Genomic DNA, 16,493 nt, shown 5'->3' with positions numbered 1-16,493 from the left:
CGCGTCATGGCGTGGACTTTCCGGCTTCCTAGAATGAGGCAGGGCTCTCTGAGGGAAGCACGAGATGAAGAACAACAACAAACGCACCGCACGCCTGCTCGTTGCCGCCGTCGCGGCGTTGCCGGGCCTCGGCGCGCAGGCCGCCGGCCACTTCGATGTCGACGATGCCGGCACGCTCGATCCCGGCCAGTGCCAGTACGAAACCTGGTGGGGCCGCAGCGGCGCCGAGCCTGTCACGACGGGTTTCCATGTCGGGCCGGCCTGCCGGGTCGGGCCGGTCGAGCTGGGGCTGAACTTCGACCGGCTCTCGGCGCAGGGCGTTCATTCGGTCACGGGCGGCCCGCAGCTCAAATGGACCTTTGCCGGCACCGCCGCCGACGCGCCTTTCAGCGCCGCCGTGTCGATGGGCGCGGTGGCCGACCTGCGGCGTGGCGGTCGCTGGGGCGGCCAGCTGGTCGTGCCGCTCACCTGGCGGCCCACCGACAGCCTGCAATTCCACGCCAACCTGGGCGCCGACTGGGCGCTGGGCACCGGCGCACGCACGCCGCGCGGCGGCCTGGCGGTGGAGTGGGCGCTGAACGACGCCGTGTCGCTGATCGCCGAGCGCAACCGGGCAGGGGGCCTGTGGACCTCGCGCGTGGGCGGCCGCTTCAGCCTGACGCCGCTGATCAGCGTCGACATCAGCACCTCACGCACCGGGCCGCAGGGCGTGCGCGGCGTGGTGATCGGGCTGAACCACGAATTCACGTGGAAATAAGTGAAGGAAATCTGAAATCCACTGCAATGGGATGAACTCCCGTATCGTGGATTTCGTTGATTTTGAATAAGATTCGGTCACATTTATTAACGAGTCAACGATCCGTGACCCCATCGCCCGTTCTGGACTTCAAGTTCACCGCGCCGCCGGAGAACCCCGCGCAGACCTTCCTGCCGGGCCGGCCGGCCGGGGTGCTCGGCCGCTCGTTCACGCCGCAGCGCAACCCGCGCCTGCAGGGGCTGCAGTGCCTGCGCTGCGACACGCTGTACCCGGTCACGCTCGCCAACGACGGCTGCCCGGCCTGCCGGCAGGCCGGCTTTCACGTCGGGCTGCGCGCCAGCTACCGGCCCGGGGGCCCGGACGTGGTGCCGATGCCCTACGTGCAGGGCTTTTCGCTCGGCGAGGGGAACACGCCGCAGCACGACATGCCCGATCTCGCGCAGCAGTTCGGCGTGGCGCGCCTGAGCATCAAGGACGAATCGCGCAACCCGACCGGCTCGCCCAAGGACCGGCTGACCGCGATGGGCGTGGCCCAGGCGCTGGACGCCGGCGCCCACACGCTGGTGCTCGCTTCGTCGGGCAACACGGCGGTCTCGGCGGCGCATTACGCGTGGGCCGCGGGGCTCGGTTGCGAAGTGGCCACTTACGAGGCGATGCCCGCCACCTATGCCCGGCAGCTCGACGCGTTGGGCGCGCGGCGTTACGTGTTCGCCGACAACACCGGCCGCTGGGGCTTCGTGCGCGAGCGCTCGCAGTACCCGGGCTATTTCGCGCTCTCCAACTACCGCCTGCCGGCGCTCGGCAGCGCGCCGTTGGGCGTGGAGGGCTACAAGGCCATCGCCGAAGAGTGCCTGCAGGACGGCGGCCTGCCCGACCACGTCGTGGTGCCGACCGGGCGCGGCGACATGGCCTGGGGCATCTACGCGGGCTTTCGTGACCTGCTGGCGGCGGGGCGCATCGCGCGCCTGCCGCGGATGTGGCTGGTCGAGCCTTTCCCGCGGCTGTCGCGCGTGCTTGAGGGCGGGGCGCTCAACGGCAGCTACCCCGGTCGCACGGCGCAGCTGTCGAGCGCGGGCGCGACGGTCACCTATCTGCAATGGCAGGCCGCCACGGCCAGCGGCGGCGGTGCCGTGGTGGTGGGCGACGACGAAGCTCGCGCGGCGCGGCGGCTGCTTACTGCGGCCGGCGTGAGCGCCGAGCTGGCGGCAGCAGCGGGCCTGGGGGCGGTGCGGCAACTGCGCGAGGCCGAGACCATTGCGGCCGATGCGCACGTCGTGCTGGTGCTGACCTCCGACGCGTCGAGCGATCCGAGCTGGCCCGATCGCGCTGTTGCCTGAGCGGCGCGTGCCGTGCGGCTACGGGGCTCAGCGCCCCGTGTACACCTTGATGCGGATCGTCGCGACGTCCCAGCCCCGGTTCTTCAGCCGCGTGACCAGCATCGGCGACAGCTGGCGCAGCTTGGCGGCTGCGGCACTGCCCTTGACCAGCAGGCACCACACGTCGCCCTCGGCTGGCCCCGGCTGGATGGCCGCGCGCATGGCCGGCGGAATCAACCCTTCGATCGCCTTCAGCCGCTCGGCCGTGTCCCGCGCGCGCGCCATCAGGCTCCCCAGGGTGGGGGCGCCTGCCGCAGCTTCGTGCAGTGAAATGGCGGGGGGAAGTCGGCGATACATGGGTAATCCAGGGGTTAGAAACAAGACAGCTAAAATGCCCGGTTTGCCGACGCGTGCGTCGGCGTTTGTTCCGGAACGGGGCCATCCGACTTCGAGACTTGCCAAGCTTGCATTCGAAGAAGGTGCGCCCAACTGCTTTCACCATATCTTAGGGAATCCGGTCGCAGTGCCTGTCGTGTCAGGTGCCCGCCCCTCTCCACGCCCATGGCAACCAACTTCCTGACCCAGATCTTCGGCAGTCGCAACGACCGGCTCCTCAAGCAGTATCGCAAGACGGTGACGCGCATCAATGCGCTCGAACCCGAATTCGAAAAGCTCAGCGACGACGCGCTGCGCGCCAAGACGCAGGAATTCAAGGACCGCATCGCCAAGGGCGAGTCGCTCGACGACCTGTTGCCCGAAGCCTTCGCCACCGTGCGCGAAGGCTCCAAGCGCGTCATGAAGATGCGCCACTTCGACGTCCAACTGCTCGGCGGCATGGCGCTGCACAACGGCAAGATCTCCGAAATGCGCACCGGCGAAGGCAAGACGCTGACCGCCACGCTGCCCGTGTACCTGAATGCGCTGTCCGGCAAGGGCGTGCACGTGGTCACGGTGAACGACTACCTGGCCAACCGCGACGCGACCTGGATGGGCCGCCTGTACAACTTCCTGGGCCTGTCGGTCGGCATCAACCTGCCGCAGATGCCGCGCGAGGAAAAGCAGGCCGCCTACGGCAGCGACATCACGTACGGTACGAACAACGAGTACGGCTTCGACTACCTGCGCGACAACATGGTCTACGAGCCCGGCGACCGGGTGCAGCGTGGCCTGAACTTCGCGATCGTCGACGAGGTGGACTCCATCCTGATCGACGAGGCCCGCACGCCGCTGATCATCAGCGGCCAGGCCGAAGACCACACCGACCTGTACCTGGCGATCAACAAGGTGGTGCCGCTGCTCAAGAAGCAGGAAGGCGAAGCCGATCCGCGCACGGGCGAGGGCGTCACGGTGCCTGGCGACTTCACGGTCGACGAAAAGACCCACCAGGTGTTCCTGACCGAAGACGGCCACGAGAACGCCGAGCGCATCCTGGGCGAGCTCAAGCTGATTCCCGAGGGCGCATCGCTGTACGACCCGGCCAACATCACGCTGATGCATCACCTGAATGCTGCGCTGCGTGCCCGCCACCTGTACCACCGCGACCAGCACTACGTGGTGCAGCAGGGCGAAGTGGTCATCGTCGACGAATTCACCGGCCGCCTCATGAGCGGTCGCCGCTGGAGCGATGGTCTGCACCAGGCCGTGGAAGCCAAGGAAGGCGTCGAGATCCAGGCCGAGAACCAGACGCTGGCCTCGATCACCTTCCAGAACTACTTCCGCCTGTACGGCAAGCTGGCCGGCATGACCGGCACGGCCGACACCGAGGCCTACGAGTTCCAGGAAATCTACGGTCTCGAGACCACGATCATTCCGCCGAACCGCATCAGCAAGCGCGACGACCAGCTCGACCGCGTCTACAAGACGACGCGCGAGAAGTACGAAGCGGCCATCCAGGACATCCGCGAGTGCTACGAGCGCGGCCAGCCGGTGCTGGTGGGCACCTCGTCCATCGAGAACTCGGAAATCATCGACGCCCTGCTTGAGAAGGCAGGCCTGCCGCACCAGGTGCTCAACGCCAAGCAGCACGCCCGCGAAGCCGACATCGTCGCGCAGGCCGGTCGCACGAAGATGATCACCATCGCGACCAACATGGCCGGCCGCGGCACCGACATCGTGCTGGGCGGCAACATCGAGAAGATGATCGAGGCGATCGAGAACGACGAAGGCCGCGACGAAGCCACCAAGCAGGCCGACATCGCCCATGTGCGCGCCGAGTGGACCAAGGACCACGAGTTCGTGAAGTCGCTGGGCGGCCTGCGCATCATCGCCACCGAGCGCCACGAGTCGCGCCGCATCGACAACCAGCTGCGCGGCCGTTCGGGCCGCCAGGGCGACCCGGGTTCCTCGCGCTTCTACCTGAGCCTGGACGATCCGCTGATGCGCATCTTCGCGGGCGACCGCGTGAAGGCGATCATGGACCGCCTGAAGATGCCCGACGGCGAAGCCATCGAGGCCGGCATCGTCACGCGCAGCATCGAGAGCGCGCAGCGCAAGGTCGAGGCGCGCAACTTCGACATCCGCAAGCAGCTGCTCGAGTACGACGACGTGTCGAACGACCAGCGCAAGGTGATCTACCAGCAGCGCAACGACATCCTCGACGCGGCCGACCTCACGGCGCAGATCGCCGCGCTGCGCGAAGGCTGCTTCACCGACCTCGCGCGCCAGTACGTGCCGCGCGAATCGGTCGAAGAGCAATGGGACCTCGACAGCCTCGAGAAGAGCCTGTTCAGCGAGTGGGGCATCGACATGCCGCTCAAGCAGCAGGTCGAGGCCGCCGATGCCATCTCCGACGAGGAAGTGGTCGAGAAGATCGTGGCCTACGCCAACGAGAGCTTCGACGCCAAGGTCACGCTGATCGGCCAGGAGAACTTCACCCAGTTCGAGCGCATGGTGCTGCTGCAGAGCATCGACACCCACTGGCGCGAACACCTGGCCTCGCTCGACTACCTGCGCCAGGGCATCCACCTGCGCGGCTATGCGCAAAAGCAGCCCAAGCAGGAATACAAGCGCGAGGCCTTCGAGCTCTTCGGCCAGCTGCTCGACTCGGTCAAGAACGAAGTCACCCGCCAGCTCATGACGGTGCGCGTGCAGTCGGGCGAACAGCTCGAGCAGGCGGCCGAGGAAATGGAAAGCCGCGGCGAGAACGTCTCGAACATCACCTACACCGCGCCCACCGAGACCGGCGAGGTCGAGGTGCGCGTCGACGAAGAGAACCAGCGTCGCCTGGCGGCCGTCGGCACGGGCGCCCTGAGCGCCGAAGCCGCCGCCTTTGCGCGCGTCGGCCGCAACGACCCCTGCCCCTGCGGCAGCGGCAAGAAGTACAAGGCGTGCCACGGCAAGCTGAGCTGAGCTGAAGTCCCGCACCTTTCATTGAGAGAAATCCCATGCCCGTGAACCTGTCCGCTCCCGATCCCGCCGCCTTGTTCGCGGTGCCCGGCGTCCGCATCGGCGTGGCCGAAGCCGGCGTGCGTAAGGCCAACCGCAAGGACCTGACCGTCGTGCTGATCGACGAAGGTTCGGCGGTCGGCGGCGTGTTCACGCAGAACCGTTTCTGCGCCGCGCCCGTGCAGGTCTGCCGCGACCACCTGAAGGCCAGCTACGGCATTCGCGCGATGGTGATCAACACCGGCAACGCCAACGCCGGCACCGGCGAAGACGGCCTGATGCGCACGCGTTCCACCTGCATCGCGCTGGCACGTCACCTGGAGCTGGCACCCGAGCAGATCCTGCCGTTCTCGACCGGCGTGATCATGGAGCCGCTGCCCGTGGACCGCATCGAAGCCGGCCTGCCGGCCGCGCTGGCCGACGCGTCGGAAAACAACTGGGCCCGTGCCGCCGAAGGCATCATGACCACCGACACGATCCCCAAGGCGTTCAGCCGCCGGGTGCAGATCGGCGGCGCTACGGTCACGATCACCGGCATCAGCAAGGGCGCCGGCATGATCCGCCCGAACATGGCGACCATGCTTGGCTTCATGGCGACCGACGCGAAGATCGACCCGGCGCTGATCCAGCCGCTGGCCACGCAGCTGGCCGACGCCTCGTTCAACCGCGTGACCATCGACGGCGACACCTCGACCAACGACTCGTTCGTGGTCATCGCCACGCAGAAGGCCGCGCACACGACCATCACCTCGCTCGACTCGGCCGACGGCCAGGCGCTCGTGGCCGCAATGCGCGACGTGGCCCGCCTGCTGGCGCAAGCCATCGTGCGCGACGGCGAAGGCGCGACCAAGTTCATCACCATCCACGTCGATGGCGGCAAGGACGGGGCCGAGTGCCGCCAGGTGGCTTATGCCGTGGCGCATTCGCCGCTGGTCAAGACCGCCTTCTTCGCCAGCGACCCGAACCTGGGCCGCATCCTGGCGGCCGTCGGTTACGCCGGCATTGCCGACCTCGACCAGACCGGCATCGACCTGTTCCTGGACGACGTGCATGTGGCGGTGAAGGGCGGGCGCAACCCGTCGTACCGCGAGGAAGACGGCCAGCGCGTGATGAAGCAGAGCGAAATCACCGTGCGCATCGGCCTGGGCCGCGGCACCGCCAGCGACACCGTGTGGACCTGCGACTTCAGCCACGAGTACGTGACCATCAACGCCGACTACCGGTCATGAACGAGCAGTTCCAGAAGCTCATCGAGCGCGCCGAACAGCTCATCGGCCGCATCGAATCGATCCTGCCGCAGCCGCTGTCGGCCCCTCCCGACTGGAATGCGTCCATCGCCTGGCGCTACCGCCGTCGCAACTCCGGCCATGGCGTGTTGGAGCCCGTGAAGCACGTGGCCACGATGGCGCTCGATTCGCTCAAGGAAATCGACGTCCAGAAGGAAAAGATCGAGCGCAACACGCGCCAGTTCGTCGAAGGCAAGCCGGCCAACAACGTGCTGCTGACCGGCGCACGCGGCACGGGCAAGTCGTCGCTGATCCGCGCCTGCCTGCAGGCCTACGCGCCGCAGGGCCTGCGCCTGATCGAGGTCGACAAGGCCGAACTCACCGACCTGCCCGACATCGTCGAGGTGGTGTCGCAGCGCCCCGAGAAGTTCATCGTCTTCAGCGACGACCTGAGCTTCGACGAGGGCGAGCCGGGCTACAAGGCGCTCAAGTCGATCCTGGACGGATCGATTGCCGCCTCGACGCCCAACGTGCTGATCTACGCGACCAGCAACCGGCGCCACCTGCTGCCCGAGTACATGAAGGACAACCTCACGTACAAGCACACGGACGACGGCGAGGTGCATCCGGGCGAGGTGATCGAAGAGAAGATCTCGCTGTCGGAGCGCTTCGGCCTCTGGGTGAGCTTCTACCCCTTCAGCCAGAACGAATACCTGACGATCGTGGGCCAGTGGCTCTCGTCGTTCGGCGTCGACGACGCGGCCATCGCGGCGGCGCGGCCCGAGGCGCTCGTGTGGGCGCTCGAGCGCGGCTCGCGCAGCGGTCGCGTGGCCTACCAGTTCGCGCGCGACTACGCAGGACGGGCCGGCGCGTGAGCGAGGTGACGCGCAAGCACACCGAAGTGGCCGTCGGCGTGCTGATCCGGCTGGCCGACGATGCGTTGTTGCTCACCACGCGGCCCGAAGGCAAGGCCTATGCGGGCTACTGGGAGTTCCCGGGCGGCAAGATCGAGGCCGGTGAAACGGTCGAAGAGGCCCTGCGCCGCGAACTGCAGGAAGAGCTGGGCATCACCATCGGCGGTGCCGAGGTCTGGAAGGTCACCGAGCACGACTACCCGCACGCGCTGGTGCGCCTGCACTGGTGCAAGGTGACGGACTGGACCGGCGAATTCGAAATGCGCGAAAGCCAGGCCATGGCCTGGCAGCAGCTGCCGCTGGAGGTGGCGCCGGTGCTGCCGGGCGCGCTGCCGGTGCTGCAGTGGTTGGTCGAGGAGCGCGGGCTGCCCGCGTCGGCCGCCGAGGCGGTGTCGACCCTCGCCTGACGTTGCACGGCGAGACCGTGGTCGAGAAGTAAGAGACATGCATCCCAAGTACCGTGCCGACATTGACGGCCTGCGCGCCGTGGCCGTGGCCTCGGTCGTCATCTTTCACGCGTTTCCGAAGCTGCTGCCTGGCGGCTTCATCGGCGTCGACATCTTCTTCGTGATCTCGGGTTTCCTGATCACGACGATCATCATGCAGAGCCACGCGGCCGGCGATTTCAGCTACCGCGATTTCTATGCGCGACGCATCCGCCGGATCTTCCCGGCGCTGATGCTGGTGCTCGCGGCGGTGCTCGCCTTCGGCTGGTTCGTGCTGCTGAACAAGGAGTTCGTCGAGCTGGGCAAGCAGGCGCTGGGCGGCGTGGCCTTCGTGGCCAACTTCGTCTTCTGGAGCGAGGCCGGCTACTTCGACACGGCCGCCGAGACCAAGCCGCTGCTGCACCTGTGGTCGCTGGGCATCGAGGAGCAGTTCTACATTTTCTGGCCGCTGCTGCTCGGGCTGGCCTGGCGCCGGCGCTGGCCGATCGTGCGGGTGTTGTGGGTGCTGGCGGTGGTGTCGTTCCTCATCAACGTGACGACGATCCACCCGTTCCGCACGGCGGCCTTCTATTCGCCGGCCTCGCGCTTCTGGGAACTGATGGTGGGTGGCATCCTGGCCTGCATGCGGCTGAAGCCTTCGGTGCCGAACATCTGGCGCAGCCATGTGCAGTCGGTCCTGGGCGTGGGCCTGATCGTGCTCGGCCTCGTGATGATCCGCAGCGACAAGGCCTTCCCGGGCTGGTGGGCGCTGCTGCCGACCCTGGGCGCGGTGAGCTGCATCGCGGCCGGCCCGACGGGCGTGCTGAACAAGTATTTCCTTTCCAACCGCGTGATGGTGTGGATCGGCCTGATCAGCTATCCGCTGTACCTCTGGCACTGGCCGCTGCTGGTGTTCGAGCGGATCATCAAGGGCGCCGAGTTGTCGGTGGCCACGCGTGTGACGATGGTGGTCGCGAGCGTGCTGCTGGCCTGGCTGACCTATCGCTTCATCGAGCGGTTCACCCGGGCTCGCGTGGGCGTGGGCATGCTGCGCAGCCTCGTGGGAACGGGCGCCTTCGTTGCGGTGGCGGGCCTGGCCGTGTTGAACGGCCTGCCGGCACGCCACAACAGCGAACTGCTGCAGAAGGTGACCGACGCGACGGTGGACGGCGATTACTACGCCGGCTTTTCTTCGGAAAACTTCGGACCCTACGCGGTGAACCGCATCGGCAACGGTGCTCGCAAGGTGCTGCTGATCGGCGACAGCCACGTCATCGAGTACGGCCCGCGCGCCGCAGAGCTGGCACGCATCGCGCCCGAGCGCATGGCGACGACCTATTTCTTCACCTATGGCGCGTGCCCGGCCATTCCGAACGTCTTTGCCGAGCAGAACCCCGGCTGTGGCCCGGCCCGTGACCAGTGGATGGCGATGGCGCGCGACCCGCAGATCGACACCGTGGTGATCGGGAGCTGCTGGAACTGCTACTTCACGGGCGAGTTCCCGCTGGACTACGTGCTGCGCCAGAACGGCGCGTCGCTCTCCCTGACCCGCGGCGACCGCGCCGGCATCGAGCCCTCGCTGGTGGCGCTGCAGGCGTGGGTGACCGAGCTGGTCAAGCAAAAGAAAAAGGTCTACCTGCTGCTGGACAACGCGCTGGGCGATGATTTCGAACCCCGCCGCATGATCGAGGGCAGCCGCCTGCGCACGCTGTCGGTGGTGGGCAATTCGCCGACCGCGCCCGTGCTGGCCGATCAGGTGAAGCTCAACCAGCGGCTCCTGCAGATCGCGGCCGCCAGCGGCGCGGAGGCGATCGACGTGCTGGGCGCGCTGTGCAAGGACGGTCAGTGCCCGCGGACGATGCCCGATGGTGCGCCCGCCTACAAGGACCACGGCCACCTGCGGCCTGCGTTCACGCGGCAGTTTGCGACCTACCTGGACAAGGTGTTCCTGGAAGAGGGCGTGCAGCCCGCGACGGCCAACTGACGGCGACCTCGCAGCCCTGGGGCTGCGGCGCCGCTGGACAACAACCTATTGCGTCAGTTTGGGATCGCCGAAGGGCTCTTCGTCAGGCGGCGCCTCCGCCGGCATCCTGAACTCTTCGCTGGCCCAGGCACCGAAGTCGATGCCCTTGCAGCGTGCACTGCAGAACGGCCGGAACGGGTTGCGTTCGGCGTAGATGCTGTCGCCGCCGCAGCTCGGGCAGCGGACGATGCGCTCGTCTTCTTTCTTCGTGCTCACGCCGGGCCTCACGCGCAAAGCGTCAGTTCGAAGGGGGTGTCCCCCGTGCTCGGGTGCAGGCGGTCGTCGGCTTCGTGCCGCATAAGCCGCACCGAGACCATGAGGCGGTTGCCACTGATTTCCGGGACCAGGCCCAGCTTGGGATCGATGCGCAGCCGCAGCAGCTGGAAGCTGCGTCCCTGCGGCAGGTTCTGCTGGAACTGCCCGTGGGTGGCGATCACCTTGTAGGGCACGTCGGCGTCGCGCAGCAGCTTGAGCAGCAGGTAGATCGACGAGGCCAGCGGCGACAGCGTGTTCGACCAGCGTTCCAGGTCGGCGCGGCGGCTGGCCGGCGTGCGGTGCTGCCAGGCGTAGTAGGCGGGCAGGTCGAACTCGCAGGTGCCGCCGGGAATGCCGGCGCGGCTGCGGATGCTCATGAGCCACTCGTTCTCGGTGAGCGCTTGGCCCGCCTTGCCAGCGACGCCGTTGAGCGCGCTGAAGTTGCGCTCGAGCTGGTCGACGACCTGGTTCAGCACCGTCTCGGCAATGGCCGGATTGCCCCGGTAGCTGTTGAAGACGTTCTTGTGCTTGTCGAGGTCGCGCAGCACGTCGGCCTTGAGGTCGGCGCGTGCCGCCACGTCCATGATCTCGAAAATCGTGACCAGGGCGTAGTGGTGCGAAAGCGGCGATTCCGAGGGCACCAGTTCCCCGAGACGACGGAACAGATGCTCCAGCCTCAGGTACGTGCGGATGCGCTCGTTGAAGGGGTACTCGTAGAGGATCACGCGTATTTGTCGGTTTCCTGTCGCGGAATCATAACTTCAGGGCGATTTGGAAGGGGGTGTGGGCATCACTTCGCGCACGGCGGCCAGCATGCGCTCGCCTAGCGCGAGCTGTCCGTGCATGGACATGTGCGTGTCGTTCGAGAAGTAGAAGTCGCGGATCTGCGTGTGCTTTTCGCGGGTGAAGGCGTAAAGGTCGGGGCCGAGCTTCGCATCGCGCAAACCGCTTTCGAAGTCCTTCGAGAAATCGGGCTTGAGGTAGACCGTGGTCTTGTTGGGCACCACCATCCACAGGAGCGGGATGGTGCTGTGCGCAGCGGTGAAGTTCTTCATTCGCGCCAGCGTGTCGAGGGTCAACGGGCCATTGTCTTCGTCTTCCTGGAAGAAGGGCATCCGGTCGCACTGGCGATGCGAGAAGAATTTGCAACCGTCGGGGACTTTCCTTACCCAGGTGTCACGATCGAAATAGGTGTCTACCGGCGAGTTCTTGGCCTTCCATGTGTGGTAGTAGGTCACGACGCCGGTCATGTACTGGACTTCCCAGTTGGGCGCGAAGGCCGGCACGGTCTCGTCGGGCTCGATGAGGGGCTCGGCCTTGGCGCTGTAGGGGAAGATGGTCTTGCCGTCCTTGCAGCGCTCGCTGTAGCGCATGCGCATGTCCAGCAGGCGCTCCACGCTTTCGATGATGACCAGCTTGCCCTTGAAGCCGGAGTCGTGGACCCACTGGCTGAAGTCGCCGCACAGCGATTCGCCGTACTGGCCCCAGTAGGAGGTCGAGACCCGGTAGCCGGCCTTGGCGAGCACGGACTGCCAGCGGTGCGTCATGGAGAAGCTGTCGCCCACGACCATCACGTCCGCCTGTTCGATGGGCGTGCTGGCAAGGTAGACCGGGTCGACCTTGGGTGGTGGGTCACGCCAGCCGAACTCGCGTTCGGACAGGCGTCCGATGCGCGTGAGGTCGCCGTAGGGCACCGGGCTGGTGAGCGAAATGATCCACAGGGCCATCAGGACGAAGTAGCCGAAGAGGAAGAACCGCAGCCAGACTTTCGCGGGCGTCGTGGTCGTCGTCATGTCGAATCAGAATTGGAAATAGAGGAAGGGGCTGTAGCCGCCCAGCTTCGAAACGCACCACGCGAACAGTGCGAAGGTACCGATGGCGAGCACCACGGTCGACAGGCGGGCCATCACCGGACGGCCGGCCATCGACTTCGGATGAGGGATCCAGCGTTCCAGGGTGATGGTCGGCGGCAGCGTCAGGCAGATGACGATCGCCACCAGCATGAGCTGGAAGAACTCCGGCTTGCGGAACGGCACCTTGCCGAATTCGCTGAACGCCGAGGCCGGCGCGCCGTGCAGGCCGAGCATGCCCTTGTAGATCGACATGGCTGTGTTCATGCCGTCGGCGCGGAAGACGATCCAGGCCACCACCACGCACAGGAAGGTCAGCAGCCAGCCCAGCACGCGCGCGATGCGCCCCGGGGTGGCGTTGCGACGGACCTTGGCGTTCCAGAGGTGGTTGACCATCAGGAACGCGCCGTGCATCGCGCCCCAGACCACGAAGGTCCAGGCCGCGCCGTGCCACAGGCCGCCCAGCAGCATCGTGAGGAACAGGTTCAGGTAGCGCCGCGCCGGGCCCTTGCGGTTGCCGCCCAGCGGCACATAAAGGTAGTCGCGCAGGAAGGTCGACAGCGAGATGTGCCAGCGGCGCCAGAACTCGATGATGTTGGTCGACTTGTAGGGTGAGCGGAAGTTGAGCGGCAGCTGCACGCCCAGGCACATCGAGAGGCCCACGGCCATGTCCGAGTAGCCCGAGAAGTCGAAATAGATCTGCAGCGTGTAGGCCAGCGCGCCGAACCACGCGGTGTACAGCGTGGGCTCGATGCCCTTGTGAACGCCGTTGAACATCAGGTCGGCGTACTGCCCCATGGGGTCGGCGATCAGCAGTTTCTTGGCGAGGCCGAAGACGAAGATCGTGAGGCCGATGGCGACCTTGTTCGGGTCCATCCGGTAGGTCGCGGGGTTCGCGAACTGCGGCATCATCTGCGCGTGGTGCAGCACCGGGCCCGCGATCAGGTGCGGGAAGTAGGTGACGAACAGCATGTAGTGGATGAAGCTGCGCTCGTGCACCTTGCCCTGCCAGCAGTCGACCAGGAAGGCGATCTGCGTGAAGGTATAGAACGAGATGCCGATCGGCAGCACGATGTGCACCAGGTCGATCGGCGTGAGACCCGCCGCGACCAGCCCGGCGTCGACGTTTTCCAGGAAGAAATTGGCGTACTTGAAGACGGCCAGCACGCCCAGGTTGATCACCAGCGCGGTGATCAGCAGCGTCTTGCGCTTGCGGTCGTTGCGGCCCGGCGCGGGTGTCAGCTGCAGGCCGAACCAGTAGTTGACGCAGATGGAGCCCAGCAGCAGCGGCAGGGCCTGCATGCTCCACCAGCCGTAGAAGAACAGCGAGGCCAGTCCGAGGAAGCCGGCGGCGGCGCGGGTGTTGCGCTTGCCGATCAGGAAGAACCCGATCAGGACCAGCGGGAAATAGACAAAAATGAAGGGATACGAGTTGAAAAGCATCTCGGGGAGGGCACTGCAGTGGCGAGCGCCTTTTTGTCGTAATCGTTATAGAGCCGCCGGGGCGGCTGGTCTCCGATTATCGCGTGGTGGCCGCGGCCCACAGCTTCCAGAGACCCCGCACCTCGGTGCCCAGTTCCGCGAGCGTCAGTGACTCGTTGTAAATCACGGCGTCAGCGGCGGCCCGGCGTGCCTTGCGCGGGGCCTGTTGGGCGATCACGGCGCGCACGGCCTCGGGCGTCCATCCCGAGCGTGCGACCACACGCTGCAGCTGTGTGTCTTCGCAGGCATCGACCACCAGCACGCGGTCCACAAGGGCGCGCCAGCGGCCGGATTCAACCAGCAAGGGCACGTCGAACACGACGACGGCATCGTTGCCGGCCGCGGCGGCCTGGCGCTGGGTCTCGGTGCCGATCAGCGGGTGCAGGATGGCTTCGAGGCGGGTCTTGGCGCCTGCATCGGTGAATACCAACTGGCGCATGGCGGCCCGATCTAGGCTGCCATCGGAGGCGATGACGGAAGGGCCGAACGCGGCCTCGAGAGCGGGCATCGCAATGCCGCCGGCCTGCGCGATGCTGCGTGCGATGGCGTCGGTGTCGACCAGCACCGCCCCTTCAGCCACCAGCAGCGCTGCGACCGTGCTCTTGCCGCTGCCGATGCCGCCGGTCAGGCCGATGCGCTTCACCGCCATGCCGCTGCTGTTCCTAGAGCGCCAGGGCCCCGAAGGGGAATGCGAAGGGGATCCACTGCTTCACGACGGCGGGACCGGCCACGAGGCAGATCAGGCCGGCACCGGCCAGGAAGGGGCCGAAGGCGATGGGAATGTCCTTGTGGGCCAGCTTGCCGGCAAAGCGCAGCGTGAGGCCGATCACGGCGCCCACCACCGAGGAGACGAGGATGATCGCGATGAGGTAGTCGGCGCCGAGCCAGGCGCCCAATGCGGCGAGCAGTTTGAAGTCCCCATGTCCCATGCCTTCCTTGCCTGTGGCCAAGCGATAGCCATGGTACACAAGCCACAGGCTCAGGTAGCCGAACACGGCGCCCCAGACGGCGGCACTCAGGGCAACGCCGGTCCAGCCCATGGCGGCGCCGACCAGACCGAGCCAGAGCAGCGGGTAGTTCAGCGCATCGGGCAGGAACTGGGTGTCGAAGTCGATGAGAAACTGGCAGATCAACACGGCACCGAAGGCCGCCCACAGTGCGCCGGTGGGGGTGAGGCCGAAGCGATATGCGCACAGGGCGAACAGCGCGCCTGTGATGAGCTCAACGAGAGGGTAGCGGGGGCTGATCGAGGTCTTGCAACTGGCGCATCGGCCACGCAGCAGCAGGTAGCTCAGCACGGGGATGTTCTGATACCAGCGAATCTTGTGACCGCAGGCACCGCACCGAGACGCAGGGCGCGACAGGTCGAAAGGCGGCAGCTTCTCGAGGGCTTCGGCCGCCTTGTCCGCCGCCGCTTCGAGGCCCGCGGGCGGCTTCGCCTTCGGGCCGAAGACCAGCGACCAGAGCGATGGCATGTCCTTCGACGACATGAGGTTGGCGACCGCATCGCTCAGCCAGCCCCGGTACATCATGACCGGGGTGCGGTAGATCACCACATTCAGGAAGCTGCCGACCAATAGCCCCAGCACACCGGCCAGCGCGGTGTCGAACCCTTGCGACACCAGCATCAGACGACCTGGCCGAGCTTGAAGATGGGCAGGTACATCGACACCACGATGCCACCGATGATGACGCCCAGGAACACGATGATGATGGGTTCCATCAGGCTGGAGAGTCCGGCGACCATGTCGTCGACTTCGGACTCGTAGAAGTCCGCGGCCTTGCCGAGCATGTGGTCGATCGAGCCCGACTCCTCACCGATGGCGGTCATCTGGATCACCATCGAGGGGAACAGGTTGACGTTGGTCATGGCCGTCGTGAGGCTGGTGCCGGTCGAGACTTCCTGCTGGATCTTGGCCGTGGCATCGCCGTACACGGAGTTGCCCGAGGCGCCGCCCACGGAGTCGAGGGCTTCCACCAGCGGCACGCCGGCTGCGAACATGGTGGCGAGCGTTCGGGTCCAGCGGGCCACGCAAGATTTTTCGATCAGCGCGCCGAAGATGGGCAGGCGCAGCAGCAGGCGGTCCATGACCTTCTGGACGCGCTCGTTGCGCTTCCAAGCTTGCAGGAAGAAGTAGATGCCGCCGCCGAGCACGCTGAAGATCAGCCACCAGTAGGAAACGAAGAACTCGCTGATTCCCATCACGATCAGCGTCGGCGCGGGCAGGTCGGCACCGAACGAGGTGAACACCTCCTTGAACGCGGGGATCACGAAGATCATGATGATCGCCACCACGATGAAGGCCACGACGACCACCGAGGTCGGGTACATCAGTGCCGACTTGATCTTCGACTTGATCGCCTCGGTCTTTTCCATGTAGGTGGCCAGACGGTCGAGCAGGTCTTCCAGAATACCGGCCGCCTCACCGGCTTCCACCAGGTTGCAGTAGAGGTTGTCGAAATACTTCGGAAACTTGCGGAACGCGGCCGACAGCGAGGTGCCGGTCTCGACATCACTGCGGATGTCGTTCAGCAGCTTGGCGACACTCGCGTTCGCGTTGCCGCGACCCACGATGTCGAAGGACTGCAGCAACGGCACGCCGGCCTTCATCATGGTCGCGAGCTGGCGCGTGAAGATGGCGATGTCCTTGGGCTTGATCGCCTTGCCCGAGCGCATGCGGCGCTTCTTGATCTTGGACGCCAGCACGCCCTGGCGACGCAGTGCCGCCTGCACCTGGTTCTCCCCGGCGGCGCGAAGCTCGCCGCGCACCAGCTTGCCGTTGCGGTCCTTGCCTTCCCATTCGAAGACGAATTCCTTGTGTGTGACCTGCGAGCGGGAGGGTGCCACTGTTGCCATTCGA

The 16,493-nt window shown here is 66.3% G+C and carries 15 protein-coding genes; 7 read left to right on the top strand and 8 right to left on the bottom strand.

Annotated elements, in window-relative coordinates:
- Positions 1–64: 64 nt before the first annotated feature.
- Positions 65–757 carry a PA4824 family protein gene (locus AC07Q9_RS05155; protein ID WP_495307783.1) on the top strand — a complete coding sequence of 231 codons (693 nt, stop codon included), beginning with the start codon at positions 65–67 and terminating at the stop codon, positions 755–757.
- A 104-nt stretch (positions 758–861) separates the two neighbouring features.
- Positions 862–2,094 (top strand): threonine synthase, encoded by a 1,233-nt coding sequence (locus tag AC07Q9_RS05150; protein ID WP_489059815.1) that lies wholly within the window; start codon positions 862–864, stop codon positions 2,092–2,094.
- Between the two features lie 27 nt (positions 2,095–2,121).
- Here the strand turns inward: AC07Q9_RS05150 and AC07Q9_RS05145 are convergent, their stop codons facing one another.
- Positions 2,122–2,430, bottom strand: coding sequence for a DciA family protein (locus AC07Q9_RS05145; RefSeq protein WP_056578205.1), 309 nt, complete (start codon positions 2,428–2,430; stop codon positions 2,122–2,124).
- A gap of 204 nt (positions 2,431–2,634) precedes the next feature.
- On the opposite strand from AC07Q9_RS05145, the gene secA reads away from it, so the two are divergent.
- The 5 genes from secA to AC07Q9_RS05120 are packed head-to-tail and all read left to right on the top strand — an operon-like array spanning position 2,635 to position 10,006.
- On the top strand, positions 2,635–5,421 hold the full coding sequence (gene secA, locus AC07Q9_RS05140) for a preprotein translocase subunit SecA (protein WP_495301041.1): 2,787 nt from the start codon (positions 2,635–2,637) through the stop codon (positions 5,419–5,421).
- 35 nt (positions 5,422–5,456) lie between these two features.
- On the top strand, positions 5,457–6,686 hold the full coding sequence (gene argJ / locus AC07Q9_RS05135; protein WP_495307781.1) for a bifunctional glutamate N-acetyltransferase/amino-acid acetyltransferase ArgJ: 1,230 nt from the start codon (positions 5,457–5,459) through the stop codon (positions 6,684–6,686).
- Positions 6,683–7,558, top strand: a complete 876-nt coding sequence (locus tag AC07Q9_RS05130) for an ATP-binding protein (RefSeq protein WP_495307779.1) — start codon at positions 6,683–6,685, stop codon at positions 7,556–7,558. Before argJ ends, AC07Q9_RS05130 begins: the two co-directional genes overlap by 4 nt.
- Positions 7,555–8,004: an NUDIX domain-containing protein gene (locus tag AC07Q9_RS05125; protein ID WP_495307777.1), complete on the top strand. Its 450-nt coding sequence runs from the start codon at positions 7,555–7,557 to the stop codon at positions 8,002–8,004. Before AC07Q9_RS05130 ends, AC07Q9_RS05125 begins: the two co-directional genes overlap by 4 nt.
- Positions 8,005–8,041: 37 nt before the next feature.
- Entirely contained in the window at positions 8,042–10,006 is a 1,965-nt protein-coding gene (locus tag AC07Q9_RS05120; protein ID WP_495307774.1) for an acyltransferase family protein, read from the top strand.
- Positions 10,007–10,051: 45 nt separating this feature from the next.
- Here the strand turns inward: AC07Q9_RS05120 and AC07Q9_RS05115 are convergent, their stop codons facing one another.
- The 7 genes from AC07Q9_RS05115 to AC07Q9_RS05085 all read right to left on the bottom strand — a co-directional run bounded on the left by AC07Q9_RS05115 (position 10,052) and on the right by AC07Q9_RS05085 (position 16,489).
- A complete protein-coding gene (locus tag AC07Q9_RS05115) occupies positions 10,052–10,261 on the bottom strand; it encodes a DNA gyrase inhibitor YacG (protein WP_492677258.1) in 210 nt (69 codons plus the stop codon).
- An 8-nt stretch (positions 10,262–10,269) separates the two neighbouring features.
- Positions 10,270–11,025 carry a cell division protein ZapD gene (gene zapD, locus AC07Q9_RS05110; RefSeq protein WP_489059805.1) on the bottom strand — a complete coding sequence of 252 codons (756 nt, stop codon included), beginning with the start codon at positions 11,023–11,025 and terminating at the stop codon, positions 10,270–10,272.
- 36 nt (positions 11,026–11,061) lie between these two features.
- Positions 11,062–12,093 carry an alginate O-acetyltransferase AlgX-related protein gene (locus AC07Q9_RS05105; RefSeq protein ID WP_390346177.1) on the bottom strand — a complete coding sequence of 344 codons (1,032 nt, stop codon included), beginning with the start codon at positions 12,091–12,093 and terminating at the stop codon, positions 11,062–11,064.
- Positions 12,094–12,099: 6 nt separating this feature from the next.
- Positions 12,100–13,593, bottom strand: a complete 1,494-nt coding sequence (locus AC07Q9_RS05100; protein ID WP_489059802.1) for an MBOAT family O-acyltransferase — start codon at positions 13,591–13,593, stop codon at positions 12,100–12,102.
- Between the two features lie 76 nt (positions 13,594–13,669).
- Positions 13,670–14,281: a dephospho-CoA kinase gene (coaE, locus tag AC07Q9_RS05095; RefSeq protein WP_495307766.1), complete on the bottom strand. Its 612-nt coding sequence runs from the start codon at positions 14,279–14,281 to the stop codon at positions 13,670–13,672.
- Between the two features lie 13 nt (positions 14,282–14,294).
- Positions 14,295–15,260 (bottom strand): prepilin peptidase, encoded by a 966-nt coding sequence (locus AC07Q9_RS05090; RefSeq protein WP_495307764.1) that lies wholly within the window; start codon positions 15,258–15,260, stop codon positions 14,295–14,297.
- Positions 15,260–16,489, bottom strand: coding sequence for a type II secretion system F family protein (locus AC07Q9_RS05085; RefSeq protein WP_495307761.1), 1,230 nt, complete (start codon positions 16,487–16,489; stop codon positions 15,260–15,262). Before AC07Q9_RS05085 ends, AC07Q9_RS05090 begins: the two co-directional genes overlap by 1 nt.
- Positions 16,490–16,493: the final 4 nt, after the last annotated feature.

It is taken from the genome of Variovorax sp. GW821-FHT09A10, assembly GCF_059418385.1.
This window is presented reverse-complemented; position numbering and strand designations above follow the sequence as displayed.